This is a genomic window from Thiohalobacter sp. COW1, assembly GCF_016629505.1.
In the GTDB taxonomy this organism is placed as follows: domain Bacteria; phylum Pseudomonadota; class Gammaproteobacteria; order Thiohalobacterales; family Thiohalobacteraceae; genus Thiohalobacter; species Thiohalobacter thiocyanaticus_A.
Window position 1 is genome coordinate 419,405 of the sequence record NZ_AP024239.1, and the last position, 12,465, is coordinate 431,869.

Annotated in this window: 14 protein-coding genes; 9 read left to right on the top strand and 5 right to left on the bottom strand. The window is 64.1% G+C overall.

Annotated elements, in window-relative coordinates; translation table 11 throughout:
* Positions 1-6: 6 nt before the first annotated feature.
* Entirely contained in the window at positions 7-1,008 is a 1,002-nt protein-coding gene (galE, locus tag COW1_RS01845) for a UDP-glucose 4-epimerase GalE (RefSeq protein WP_096366738.1), read from the bottom strand.
* Between the two features lie 121 nt (positions 1,009-1,129).
* Between galE and COW1_RS01850 the strand changes: the two genes are divergently transcribed.
* Both COW1_RS01850 and mrtJ read left to right on the top strand, forming a co-directional pair.
* Positions 1,130-1,897, top strand: coding sequence for a hypothetical protein (locus COW1_RS01850; protein ID WP_201345252.1), 768 nt, complete (start codon positions 1,130-1,132; stop codon positions 1,895-1,897).
* A complete protein-coding gene (mrtJ, locus tag COW1_RS01855; protein WP_201345253.1) occupies positions 1,894-2,346 on the top strand; it encodes a JDVT-CTERM system glutamic-type intramembrane protease in 453 nt (150 codons plus the stop codon). The genes COW1_RS01850 and mrtJ overlap by 4 nt, the downstream gene beginning before the upstream one ends.
* Positions 2,347-2,723: 377 nt before the next feature.
* On the opposite strand, the gene hypD is transcribed toward mrtJ, so the two are convergent.
* The 4 genes from hypD to COW1_RS01875 are packed head-to-tail and all read right to left on the bottom strand — an operon-like array spanning position 2,724 to position 5,306.
* Entirely contained in the window at positions 2,724-3,833 is a 1,110-nt protein-coding gene (hypD, locus tag COW1_RS01860) for a hydrogenase formation protein HypD (protein ID WP_096366734.1), read from the bottom strand.
* Between the two features lie 10 nt (positions 3,834-3,843).
* Positions 3,844-4,674 (bottom strand): hydrogenase nickel incorporation protein HypB, encoded by an 831-nt coding sequence (gene hypB, locus COW1_RS01865; protein WP_096366733.1) that lies wholly within the window; start codon positions 4,672-4,674, stop codon positions 3,844-3,846.
* A 22-nt stretch (positions 4,675-4,696) separates the two neighbouring features.
* Positions 4,697-5,068, bottom strand: a complete 372-nt coding sequence (locus tag COW1_RS01870) for a hydrogenase maturation nickel metallochaperone HypA (RefSeq protein ID WP_096366732.1) — start codon at positions 5,066-5,068, stop codon at positions 4,697-4,699.
* Positions 5,061-5,306: a HypC/HybG/HupF family hydrogenase formation chaperone gene (locus COW1_RS01875; RefSeq protein WP_096366731.1), complete on the bottom strand. Its 246-nt coding sequence runs from the start codon at positions 5,304-5,306 to the stop codon at positions 5,061-5,063. Before COW1_RS01875 ends, COW1_RS01870 begins: the two co-directional genes overlap by 8 nt.
* Positions 5,307-5,874: 568 nt before the next feature.
* On the opposite strand from COW1_RS01875, the gene COW1_RS01880 reads away from it, so the two are divergent.
* From COW1_RS01880 to COW1_RS01910, 7 genes are all read left to right on the top strand, one after another.
* Positions 5,875-6,357 (top strand): HyaD/HybD family hydrogenase maturation endopeptidase, encoded by a 483-nt coding sequence (locus COW1_RS01880; RefSeq protein ID WP_096366730.1) that lies wholly within the window; start codon positions 5,875-5,877, stop codon positions 6,355-6,357.
* Positions 6,358-6,392: 35 nt separating this feature from the next.
* Positions 6,393-6,776 (top strand): hydrogenase expression/formation C-terminal domain-containing protein, encoded by a 384-nt coding sequence (locus COW1_RS01885; RefSeq protein WP_157745632.1) that lies wholly within the window; start codon positions 6,393-6,395, stop codon positions 6,774-6,776.
* The gene (locus COW1_RS01890) at positions 6,773-7,867 is read left to right on the top strand and encodes a hydrogenase small subunit (RefSeq protein ID WP_201345254.1); all 1,095 of its coding nucleotides are present in this window, start codon (positions 6,773-6,775) and stop codon (positions 7,865-7,867) included. Before COW1_RS01885 ends, COW1_RS01890 begins: the two co-directional genes overlap by 4 nt.
* A gap of 283 nt (positions 7,868-8,150) precedes the next feature.
* Complete coding sequence (locus COW1_RS01895) at positions 8,151-8,801, top strand: hypothetical protein (RefSeq protein ID WP_201345255.1); 651 nt, start codon at positions 8,151-8,153, stop codon at positions 8,799-8,801.
* Positions 8,798-10,063: a (Fe-S)-binding protein gene (locus COW1_RS01900; RefSeq protein WP_201345256.1), complete on the top strand. Its 1,266-nt coding sequence runs from the start codon at positions 8,798-8,800 to the stop codon at positions 10,061-10,063. The genes COW1_RS01895 and COW1_RS01900 overlap by 4 nt, the downstream gene beginning before the upstream one ends.
* Positions 10,064-10,264: 201 nt before the next feature.
* Positions 10,265-12,037, top strand: a complete 1,773-nt coding sequence (locus COW1_RS01905) for a nickel-dependent hydrogenase large subunit (RefSeq protein WP_096366725.1) — start codon at positions 10,265-10,267, stop codon at positions 12,035-12,037.
* Positions 12,038-12,247: 210 nt separating this feature from the next.
* A complete protein-coding gene (locus COW1_RS01910; protein ID WP_201345257.1) occupies positions 12,248-12,460 on the top strand; it encodes a hypothetical protein in 213 nt (70 codons plus the stop codon).
* The last annotated feature ends 5 nt before the right edge of the window (positions 12,461-12,465 follow it).

Sequence of the window (12,465 nt, forward strand, 5' to 3'; positions counted from 1 at the left end):
CTGTGTTCAGGCCCCGTAGGCCGTGCCGGCGGCGAGCTTCTTTTCCCACTCCAGCGAGGTCTGCACGATGAAGTCCAGGTCGTCGTAGCGCGGGGTCCAGCCAAGGACTTCGCGAGCGCGTTCGGAGCGGGCGATGAGGGTCGGCGGGTCACCGGGGCGCCGGTCGGTCTCTTCCACTGCAATGGGATGGCCGGCCACGCGTTCCACCGCCTCGATCACCTCGCGCACGCTGTAGCCGTGGCCGTAGCCGCAGTTGAGCGTGGCCGAGTCACCGCCGTCGCGCAGGTAGTCCAGCGCCTTGAGGTGGGCGTCGGCAAGGTCCTCCACATGAATGTAATCGCGCACCCCGGTGCCGTCAGGGGTGGGATAGTCGGTACCGAAGACGTACATGCGGTCGCGTCGGCCGGCGGCGACCTCGCAGGCGACCTTGATCAGCAGGGTGGCGCGCGGCGTTGACTGGCCGATGTCGCCGTCGGGGCTGGTGCCGGCGACATTGAAGTAGCGCAGCGCCACATGCCGCAGATCGCTGGCGCGACTGAGGTCGCGCAGCATCATCTCGCTCATCAACTTGGAGGCGCCGTAGGCGTTGATCGGATCGGTCGGGGTATCCTCGGTGCAATAGGGCGAATCGGGGATGCCGTAGACCGCCGCCGTGGAGGAGAAGATGAAATGCTTGACCCCGTGATGCTGGCAGCAGCTGAGCAGGCTGCGGGTGTGGCAGGTGTTGTTGCCGTAATATTTCAACGGATTCTCAACGGATTCCGGCACCACGGTATGAGCGGCGAAGTGCAGGACGGATTCGATGCCATGCTCGGTCAGCAGCCGGCCGACCAGGGCGGCATCGCCGGTGTCCCCCACCACCAGTTCGGCGCCCTGGACCGCCTCGGCAAAGCCGGTGGAGAGGTTGTCCAGCACCACCACCCGCTCCCCGCGCCGGACCAGCTGGCGTACCACATGGCTGCCGATGTAGCCGGCGCCGCCGGTGACCAGGATCGCACCTGACTGCATTGAATCATCTCCCATATCGCAATGTTTTCAATCTTTTGGTTTAATTTCCGGCAATCTTAACAGGATGCCGGGAACAAAACGACGCCTTCCCGCATTCCGCGGCCACCGAAAAGGATAAGCCATGCGAACACTACTCCTGGCGCTGGGACTGCTGCTGTGCATGACCGCCAGGGCTGCCGATCCCCGGATTCATTCGGGGGAGCAGTCACTGACCTTCGCGGATTACCTGGAACTGTACGAACGCTGCAAGGCCCGGGAGGAATTCACCCCGCCGCGCGGCGAGTACGAAACCCGGGAGGAATACCGGCTGCGACTGGAGCGGCTGCGCGTGGGCTGCGACCGCCACCGCCTGATCGAACGGGCGCAGCTGCAGGTGCCGGTATTCCTCGACTACCAGGCCGATCAGCAGCGGTTCGTGTTCGAGTTGCCGCAGGCGGAGGCCTTCCGCATTCATTACCAGCCGCTGATCTGGGACGATTTCCCGGCCTTTCTCGGCAAACTGCCGCGCGACAAGTGGCATGTGGACGACCCCACCGCCAAGGCCAGCGTCTACAAGGAGTGTCAGCCGCGCCGGGTGGTACTCAACGAGGCCTTCTTCACCGCGCTGGAACCCTTCCGCGCCGATTCCTGGCGCGGCTGCATGACCTATTACGAACGCGGTGAGGAATTCGCCTGGCGGCGGGACGAGAACACCTTCTATATCGAGGATGTCACCTTCCATGTGCAGGCATCGGTGGATCGGGCCCGCATGCTCAAGGAGCAGGAGGCGCAGCTGTACTTCGTGATCGACGGCCAGCTGAAGGTGCCGGAGCGGGAATTCGTGGCTCAGCGGGTGCGACTGCGCAATACCGCCACCGGCACCGATTTCCTGCAACTGCTGCCTGAATGAGGTCGCCGGCCGGGCTGCGGTCAGTACTGCGGGACGGTCATTTCTGGCTGGCCCATCTGGCAGCGGTCCTGCTGTGGCTGGTCGGGCTGGCCTGGTTGCGGCCGGAAACCGATCCGCTGTGGCCGCTGCATGCCGTTCAGGCCTTCGTCCTGCTCGGGCTGGCCTATCCGGTGGTCGAGGAGGTCCTGTTCCGTGGCCTGCTGCAGGGCTGGTTGCGGGAGCGGCCACGGCTGCGGGTGTCCCGCTTCGGCATCACCCCGGCCAATCTCATCACCAGCCTGGTGTTCACTGCGCTGCATTTCATCAATCATCCGCCGCTGGCCGCGGCCGCGGTGCTGGCGCCGTCGCTGGTGTTCGGCTATTTCCGCGACCGGCACGACAGCCTGATCGCGCCGATCTGGCTGCACTGCTTCTACAACATCGGCTATTTCTGGCTGTTCGCTGCGTAATTTTATAATGGCCACGGAAAACACGGAAAGCACGGAAAGCACGGAAAGCACGGAAAGCACGGACACCTTAATGCTCAAGAAGTCTGTGATATCCCTCTACCCGTCATTCCCGCGAAGGCGGGAATCCAGAAGCCACCGAGGTCTATGGATTATTCGCTTCGCTCACCCTACGGGCCGCCCTCCGGGCATTCAACGCGCTGCGCGCTTTTGTCCCGCCTTCGCGGGAATGACGGGGAAGCGCTGTAGGTTGATTAGCCCGCAGGGCGTAACTCAACAGCCTTGACCGTATTCGTTGGGTTACGGCGCTGTCGCGCCTAACCCAACCTACAGGTTGCCATCACTAATCATTATGGTGGGGTTTCGTGGCCGACAAAAACTCAGGCCGTGTCCTTCGCCCGCTCACGCACGCCGCCGGCCCACCAGATGCGGCAGGCACCTTCATCGGAGACCATGCAGGGGCCGATGGGGTGGCGCGGGGTGCAGGCCGCGCCATAGAGGATGCATTCATTGGGATAGATCTTCCCCAGCACCACCCGGGCGCAGTCGCAGCCGGGCGGCATCTGGCCGGCGCGCTTGCGCGCGCTGTCCTGCTGGGCGGGATACAGGCGGCGGGCATCCTGGGCGGCATAGGCCGCACGCAGGTGAAAGCCGGAGTCCGGAATCACGCCCACGCCGCGCCAGTTGGCGTCACCCACCTCCATGACCTGGTCGAGCAGCCGGCGGGCGGCCGTATTGCCGCCGGGGCGCACCAGTTCCGGATAGCAGTTGTCCAGGAAGGGCCGGCCCTCGCGGTACTGGCGCAGGGTGGAGTACATGGCCGCCAGCAGCGACTCCGGGCTGAAACCGGCCACGGCGGCCGGAATGCCGTGGCGCTGGACCACGAACTCCCATTCCTCCGGACCCATCACGGTGCTGACATGGCCGGGGGCGACCAGGCAGTCGAAGCCGGCCTGCTCGGAGTCCAGCAGCATGGCCACCGCCGGCCAGGTCAGTCGGCCCGAGAGCAGTACGCTCAGGTTGTCGGGCACGCCCTCGGCCAGCATGGCGGCCACCGGCGCGGTGGTGGTCTCGAAACCGGCGGCGAAGAAGACCACCGGCCTTCCAGGCTCGGCACGGGCGATGCGCACGGCCTCGGCGGGTGAGGCGATGGGGCGGATGTCGGCCCCGGCCGCCCGGGCCTGTTCCAGCGAGCGCGGGTCCTTCTTCGGGGCGTTGACCGGGACCCGCAGCATGTCGCCGAAGGCGACCAGGATGACATCCTCGTTCAGGGCCAGCTGGATGGCGTGATAGACGTCCTCTTCCGGGCATACGCACACCGGACAGCCCGGTCCGGGAATCAGTTCGATGTTCTCCGGCAGGGCGCCGCGCAGCCCGGCCTGGGTGATGGAGCGTTCGTGGCCGCCGCAGACGTTCATGATGCGCACCGGCTCGCGGATAGCCAGGTCGTGGATGCGCTGCAGCCAGCGGCGGGCGGCGGAGTCGCTCATGGTGATGGCCTCAGGGGTGTGGGCGCGGGCCGCTGTGCAAAGCCGCGCCCTCGGGCTGAATCGCCGGGCGCAGGGTTTCGCTGCGCGCGCGGCGTTCGCGCTGGGCGTCGACCTCGGCGCGCAGCCAGTCCAGCCAGGCGTCCAGACCCTGCCCCTTGCGGGCCGAAAGATTGAACACGGGCGCGGGATTGGCCAGTTCACGCAGGCAGCGGGTGGCGCGGTCGGGGTCGAAATCGTCCAGCACCGCCAGCAGGTCGGCCTTGGTCAGCAGCATCAGGTCAGCGGCGCGGAACATCACCGGATACTTGGCCGGTTTGTCGTCGCCCTCGGTCACCGACAGCAGGGTGACGTTGCGATGATGACCCAGATCGAAGCTGGCCGGACAGACCAGGTTGCCGACGTTCTCGATGAACAGGATGTCCAGGTCGTCGAGGTCCAGATGATGCAGGGCGTCATGCACCATGTGGGCATCCAGGTGGCAGGCGGTGCCGGTGGCGATCTGGAAGGCCGGCACGCCGCGGGCGCGGATGCGCTCGGCGTCGTTCTCGGTTTCCAGGTCGCCCTCGATGACGCCGATCCGCAGTTCATTGCCCAGCGCATCGATGGTCGCCTCCAGCAGCGCCGTTTTGCCCGAGCCGGGTGAGGACATCAGATTGACCGCCAGCACGCCGTGGCGGTCGAAGTGTTCGCGGTTGTGGGCGGCCTGGCGGTCGTTTTCCGACAGCAGGCCCTGCAGTACCTCCACGCTTTCGTGTCCCTGACGGGTGAATCTGAGCTTGCCGTCGATTTCCAGCAGGTGACGGTTGCCGGGAGTGAGGTTGCAGCCGCAGGTGTCACACATGGTGTAAGTTCCCGTTATGCGTTCAGTTCAGATAAGCGGATTCGGTTTCGGGCATGATGAACTCCACGCTGGCCAGCAGCAGTTCGTCCCCGCTGATGAGCCGGGTCTGCCAGGAGCCGCATTGGTTGCACAGCAGCCGGTTGGGTCGGACCTCGGATTCGGTGCCGCATTCGTTGCAGTGCACGCGCAGGGCGTCCGTCTCCACGACCAGATCGGCACTCGCGGCCAGGGTGCCGGCGCTGGCGATGGGGAAGGCCTGGCGCAGCAGTTCGGGCTCCACCCCGGCAAGCGGACCGATGCGTACCACGATGCGCGAGACCCTCTCGGCGCGGTGACGGCGGGCCAGGTCGCTGACCTGGCGCAGCATGCCCTGGCACACGGACAACTCATGCATCGACGCCGCCGCCTTCCAGTTGCCCCAGCATCTCATCGTAGAGTTCCCAGGCCGAACGCGCCTCCTGTGCGCTCATCTTCTGGATGGCGTAGCCGACGTGCACCATCACGAAATCGCCCGGGGCCAGAGGTTCATCCTGAAGCAGGAACAGGCTGACATCGCGCTGTACCCCCTTGGCCTCGCACTGGGCGACGAAACCGTCGACATTGAGAACCTGCATGGGTATGCCCAGGCACATGGGCGGGCCTCCGTGATCGGGCGTTTGGGCCGGTGTTTCCCAGTATAGTCCTACGATTGGTTCATGCATGCAAGGCACCGCCTTGCGCCGCGTCATATGGCTGTCATACTCAGTCCATAACTTCGATAAGGGAGTGGCAGCGGTATGCACGACAGGCGAGTGGCGACGGCAGGCTCTGCCGCGCGGGCGTGGCTGGGACTGCTGATGCTGGGTGCGGGCGTCAGTGCCTGCTCGTCCGGGACGGCAACCGAAACGGGCAGGGCACTGTATGAGCAGAATTGCCAGTCCTGCCATCGATCCATATCAGTTTTTGCTGATATGGAGCCGGCCCGGCTGCAGGCCGAACTGGCCGCGCCCGCGCTGCGCAAACACCGTTTCCGGCTGTCGCTGGAAGAGCAGCAGGCATTGCTGGATTACCTGCGCAGTGGCCGATAGACAGGTATTTCACATTCTGCTATATCCTGTCCGCAGGGCGCTTGATATGCGTCAATCCATTACCTGTTGACCTGTGGCGCACAGGGGCAATAATAGGGTCCATGGAAGCGTCCATACAAAGACACGCTCAAGAATGAATAACAACTGCCTTGTACTTGGACTCGGCAATACCCTGCTCAGCGATGAAGGGGTCGGCGTCCATGTCGTAAAACGGCTGGAAGAAGCTGCCCTGCTCGACGGGAACGTGACCTGCATGGACGGCGGCACCCTGAGCTTCACCCTGGCCGAAGCCATCGAATCCACCAATCGGCTTATCGTTGTCGATGCCGCCGAACTCAATGCCGCGCCCGGTACCGTTCAGGTCTACGAGAACGAAGGCATGGACGAATTCATCGGCAGCAACCGCAAGCGCAGCGTGCATGAGGTCAGTCTGCTCGACCTGCTGGCCATCGCCCGCCTGACCGATTCACTGCCACAGCGCCGCGCCCTGGTCGCCATCCAGCCGGAGCAGGTCGACTGGGGCGATATGCCCACCGAAGCGGTGCAGGCGGCCATCGAGCCGGCCTGCGAGGCCATCCATTCGCTCATTCAACGGTGGCGTCAGTGGGCGGCCTGAACGATATCCCGGTCGTCACTGTTGCGGATGAGGTCGTGTCGGACACGGACATCACGCCGGCGGTACAGGCCCTGTTGATGGAACTGGCCGAAAGGCTGGAGATATTCCGCCGGACCGGCGAGACCCATGTCATCGACCTGCGCAGCCTGCCGATGCCGGTGGCCGAGCACGAACTGCTGCGTGAATGGCTGGGGGTGGGTGAGGTGCGTATCGAACTCGACTCCCTCGGCCCCACGGCCATCCACGAGACAGCCTATCCGGGGATCTGGTGGGTGGTGCATCGCAACCGCGACGGGGAAATCATGACCCAGCAGGTCGAAGTCACCGCCTGTCCCGAGATTATCCGTTCCCAGCAGGAAGACATCCATGAAGGGCTGCAGCGCCTGCACGAGGCGCTGCCCACAGGAGAATCCGCATGACACGACCGACGCTTGCCCAGCAGCTGGCCCGACAGGGCATCAGCCGCCGCGCCTTTCTCAAGTTCTGTGCGGCCACCGCCTCCATGATGGCGTTGCCGCCGACCATGGCGCCGGCCATCGCCGAGGCCCTGGGCAAACGCACCCGCCCCTCGGTGATCTGGCTGTCGTTCCAGGAGTGCACCGGCTGCACCGAGTCGCTGACCCGCTCGCACTCGCCGACGGTGGAGAACCTGATCTTCGACCTGATTTCGCTGGACTATCACCACACCCTGCAGGCCGCCGCCGGCGAAGCCGCCGAACTGGCGCGCGAACAGGCCATGGAGGAGGGCGGTTATCTGGTACTGGTCGACGGTTCCATTCCGGTTGCTGACGGCGGTGTCTACTCCACCATCGCGGGCATGACCAACCTGGACATGCTGGCGCATACGGTCAAGGATGCCGCGGCCGTGGTGGCCATCGGTTCCTGCGCCGCCTTCGGCGGCATCCCCAAGGCCGACCCCAACCCCACCGGGGCGAAGAGCGTCGCCGCCCTGATGGCCGACGGCAGCATCGCCAGCAAGCCGCTGATCAACGTCTCCGGCTGCCCGCCCATCCCGGTGGTCATCACCGGCGTGCTGGCGCACTACCTCACTTTCGGCAGCGTGCCCGAGCTCGACGATCTGGGCCGGCCCAAGGCCTTCTTCGGCGACTCCATCCATGATCGCTGTTACCGCCGGCCCTTCTACGACGCCGGCAAGTTCGCCAAGACCTTCGACGACGAGGGCGCGCGCAAGGGCTGGTGCCTGTACGAACTGGGCTGCAAGGGCCCGACCACCCACAACGCCTGCGCCACCGCCAAGTGGAACATGGGGACCAGCTTCCCCATCGAATCCGGTCACGGCTGCATCGGGTGTTCGGAGCCGGATTTCTGGGATGCCGGCAGCTTCTACAAACCGCTGAGCGCGCCGGCGGGCGACGTGTCCGGTCTGGCCGGCGGGGCGATCGCCGCCGGCGCTGTGGCCGGCGCGGCCGCCGGGCTGTATGCGCGTAGTCAGAAGCATAAGGCGGCCGCCAGCCGGGAGAAGATGACGGTGGATGATCTGAAGGACTAGATATTCATGGCCACGGAAGCACACGGAACAACACGGAATGCAATCAATTCAGTGAACAGGCTCTTGCCCCAGCCTCGTCACCCCCGCGCAGGCGGAGATCCAGTGTGTATCTGCTCTGCCGGACACTGGGTTCCCGCCTTCGCGGGAACGACGGATAAGCGGGTATCCGGGTTATGCGAGAGCCATTCAAACCATTGGATGAATATTTTCCGTTCCATACCATGTGTTTCCGTGGCAAGTAAACGAGCTGATTGAGTAGCAGGGCAGGTCTGGGGAGACCGATATGGAATTTCTCAACTGGGTAAGGGGTCCGGGCCTGGAATATGCAACTGTGATATTCCTGGTCGGGATCTTCATGCGCTTCATCGAAATGTGGCTGATCGGGCGCAAGCCGGATCTGTCCAGACCGCGCGCCAGCGCCTCGCGGGCCGGTTGGCGTGCCGTGTGGCGGCGCTCCCTGCCAAGCGAGGGCCTGATGAAGAACTCGCCGCTGGTGTTGATCGCCGGCTATGTGTTCCACATCGGCTTCCTGCTGGTACTGCTGTTCTTCATCCCCCACATCCAGTTCTTCAAGGACGTGCTGGGCTTCGGCTGGGCCGGGCTGCCGTCGCCAGTGATCGATTTTCTGTCCATTCTCACCATCGCCGCGCTGGTGGCGCTGCTGGTGCACCGGCTGATCGACCCGGTGCGCCGCTTCCTGTCCACATCTCAGGACTACATCGCCTGGGTCGTTACCACCCTGCCGGTAGTGACCGGCTACATGGCCATGCACATGGACGTGGTGCCCTACACCACCATGCTGGCCTTGCACATCCTGAGCGTGGAGATCCTGATGGTGGTGTTTCCCTTCACCAAGCTGATGCACGCCTTCACCTTCGCGGTGTCGCGCTACTATAACGGTGCGGCCATGGGTCGCAAGGGAGTCCAGCTATGAGTCCCTCACTCGAACGCGGTCTCAACGCCTTCGTCAACCAGATCGACGGGCCCATTGCCTCCTATTTCAACAGCTGCGTGCACTGCGGCATGTGTGCCCATGCCTGCCTGTTCTACACCGAGACCGGTGATCCGAAGTACACGCCCATCTACAAGACCGAACCGCTGCGCCGCGCCTGGAAGCAGAACTTCACCTTCTGGGGCCGGTTGCTGTCGAAGCTGGGTCTGGAGAAGAAGATCACCGATGAGGAACTGGCCGAGTGGGAGACGCTGATCTACGACGGCTGCACCCTGTGCGGACGCTGCACTGCCGTGTGCCCGGTCGGCAATGACATCACCTACATGATCCGCAAGTCGCGCGAGGCCATGGCCGCTTCCGGTCATGCCCCGGAAGGGTTGAAGATGGCCACCACCCGCGCCATCGAGATCGGCAGCCCCATGGGCGTGACCCTGGATACCCTGAAGGCGCAGATCAAGCACACCGAGAAGGACACCGGCATGACGGTGCCGCTGGATGTCGAGGGCGCCGAATACCTGATGCTGCTGTCCTCGGCCGAGATCGCCCAGTTCAACGAGATCATCGGGGCGGTCACGGAGATATTCGACCGTGCCGGCGTGTCCTGGACCCTGTCCTCGACCGCCTTCGAGGCCACCAACAGCGGCATCCAGATCGGCTCGTCCGACTTGGCCGCGGAACTGGTGCAGCGCATCGTCGACAGTGCCGAACGGCTCGGGGTCAGGACCGTTATCAGCCCCGAGTGCGGCCACGCCTACACCGCCCTGCGCTGGGAGGGGCCCAACCTCATCGGCCGCAGCTACCCGTTCGAGGTCAAGCATATCCTGGAGGTGCTGGATGAACTGCGCGCCGAGGGCCGGCTGCAGACCAGCGGCAGGGAATCGGCGCGGGTGACCTTCCACGACCCCTGCCAGTTGGTGCGCCGCGGCGGCGTGGTGCAGCAGCCGCGCAGCCTGCTCAACATGGTGGCGGAGGACTTCGTCGAGATGCCCGATGCCGGGGTGATGAACTGGTGCTGCGGCGGCGGCGGCGGCGTGAGCGCCAACGAACGCGCCAACCCGCTGCGGGCCCAGGTGTTCAGCCGCAAGAAGAAGCAACTCGACGGTCTGCAGGTGGAGAAGTTGGTCACGGCCTGTTCCAACTGCCGCAACATGCTCGAGGAAGGCCTGGAGGAGAACCGCATGGAGGATATCGAGGTGGTGGGCCTGACCGAGATGCTGGCGGAGTTTCTGCCGGAGAAGACGTGAAAATCATTAGCCACGGAAAACACGGAAAGCACGGACAATACCCAATACAAATGGGGCACAAACCGGAATCTACCCCGTCATCCCGGCCTGCGCCGGAATGACGGGAAATTCGTCAAGTAGCCAATTAAACCCCAATTCCCCATATGTCCGTGCTTTCCGTGTATTCCGTGGCCATTATTCACCAGATAAAAGGACCCTGACATGACAGCAGAACGCGTCGTCGTCGATCCCATCACCCGCATCGAGGGGCATCTGCGCATCGAGGCCGAAACCGATGCTGACGGCAGCATCACCCAGGCCTACAGTTCCGGTACCATGGTGCGCGGCATCGAGATCATCCTGCGCGGGCGCGATCCACGCGATGCCTGGGCCTTCGCCCAGCGCATCTGCGGTGTGTGCACCCTGGTGCACGGCATCGCCTCGGTGCGGGCAGTGGAGGATGCGCTGGATTACAGCATTCCGCCCAATGCCCAGCTGATCCGCAACCTGATGATCGCCGCCCAGTACGTGCACGACCATGTCATGCATTTCTACCACCTGCATGCCCTGGACTGGGTGGACGTGGTCTCCGCACTCAAGGCCGATCCCAGGGCGACCTCGGAACTGGCGCAGTCGATCAGCAACTACGCCAAATCCTCACCCGGCTATTTCAGCGACATCCAGAAGCGGGTGAAGACCTTCGTCGAGTCCGGCCAGCTCGGCATCTTCGCCAACGGCTACTGGGGCCATCCGGCCTACAAACTGCCGCCCGAGGCCAACCTGATGGCGGTGGCGCATTATCTGGAGGCGCTGGAATGGCAGCGTGACGTGGCGCGGCTGCATGCCATCTTCGGCGGCAAGAATCCGCATCCCAATTTCCTGGTCGGTGGCACGCCTTCCGCCATCGCCATCAGCGCCGGCGGCGACGGTGCCGGACGCCAGCGCCGCTTCCGCGGCGGCGCCGAGGGCACGGCCATCAACACCGTCGGCCTGCAGAAGGTAAAGACCATCATCGAGCGCATGCGCGATTTCGTCGATCAGGTCTACGTGCCCGATACCCTGGCCATCGCCGGTTTCTACAAGGACTGGGCCTTCCAGGGCGAGGGCATCGGCAATTTCATGACCTATGGCGATTTCCCCGAGCAGGGCATGGACGATCCCTCCAGCTATCTGATTCCCTCCGGGGTGATCCTGGACCGCGATCTGTCGCGCGTCTACGAGGTGGACCTCAACGCCGAGGACCAGATCCAGGAGTTCGTCTCCCATTCCTGGTACAAATACCGGGACGGCAAGGACGTCGGCCTGCATCCCTACCAGGGCGAAACCGAGCTCGATTACACCGGTCCCAAGCCGCCCTACGACCAGCTCGATGTGGAACAGGACTATTCCTGGATGAAATCCCCCCGCTGGCGCGGCAAGCCGGTGGAGGTCGGGCCGCTGGCCCGGGTGCTGATGCTCTATGCCCGCGGTCATGAGCAGACAAAGGATCTGGTGCACATGACGCTGAACAAGCTGGACCTGCCGGTCGAAGGCCTGTACTCCACCCTCGGCCGGACCGCTGCCCGCACCCTGGAGACCAAGATCATCGCCGATGCCATGGGCACCTGGTACGACAACCTGATCGCCAACATCAAGGCCGGTGACGTGAAGACCTTCAACGAGACCAAATGGGAGCCCTCCACCTGGCCGAAGAAGGCGCAGGGCGTGGGTTTCATGGAGGCGCCGCGCGGGGCGCTGGCGCACTGGATCGTGATCGAGGACGAGAAGATTGCCAACTACCAGGCGGTGGTGCCCAGCACCTGGAACGCCGGTCCGCGTGATGCCGAGGGCAACGACGGTCCCTACGAGGCCGCCCTTGCCGGGCACAAGCTGCACGATCCGAAGCAGCCGATCGAGATTCTGCGCACCATCCACAGCTTCGATCCCTGCATCGCCTGCGCGGTGCATGTCACCGATCCGGAGGGTGAGGAACTGGTCAAGGTTAAAGTAAGGTGACGGCCGGGGGCGGGCGAATGGCCCATACCGGCCGTCATTGCGAGGAACGAAGTGACGCGGCAATCTCCATCAGGTTGCTTCTGCGGTACGAGATTGCCACGCTACGCTCGCAATGACGTGGTTTTATCCAGCCCCGGCAGAAACAGGGTTGCAGGCACTGGAATTGCCCGCTATCCCTGTACTGGAATTTTCACGCAACGAGGTGAAACGATGACACGCTCCACGACGCAATGGCTGATCGCGATACTGTCACTGGCAACGGTTACGGGCGCTCATGCCCACGAAGGCCATGCCGTGGCCACCACGCCGGGTGACAGCCTGCTGCACTGGCTGACGCATCCGGATCATATCCTGCCCCTGGTCGCTGGCGTTGCCCTGGTGGTCGTTCTGGGCGGTCTGCTGGTCAGGCACTTCAGACGCTAGACGCG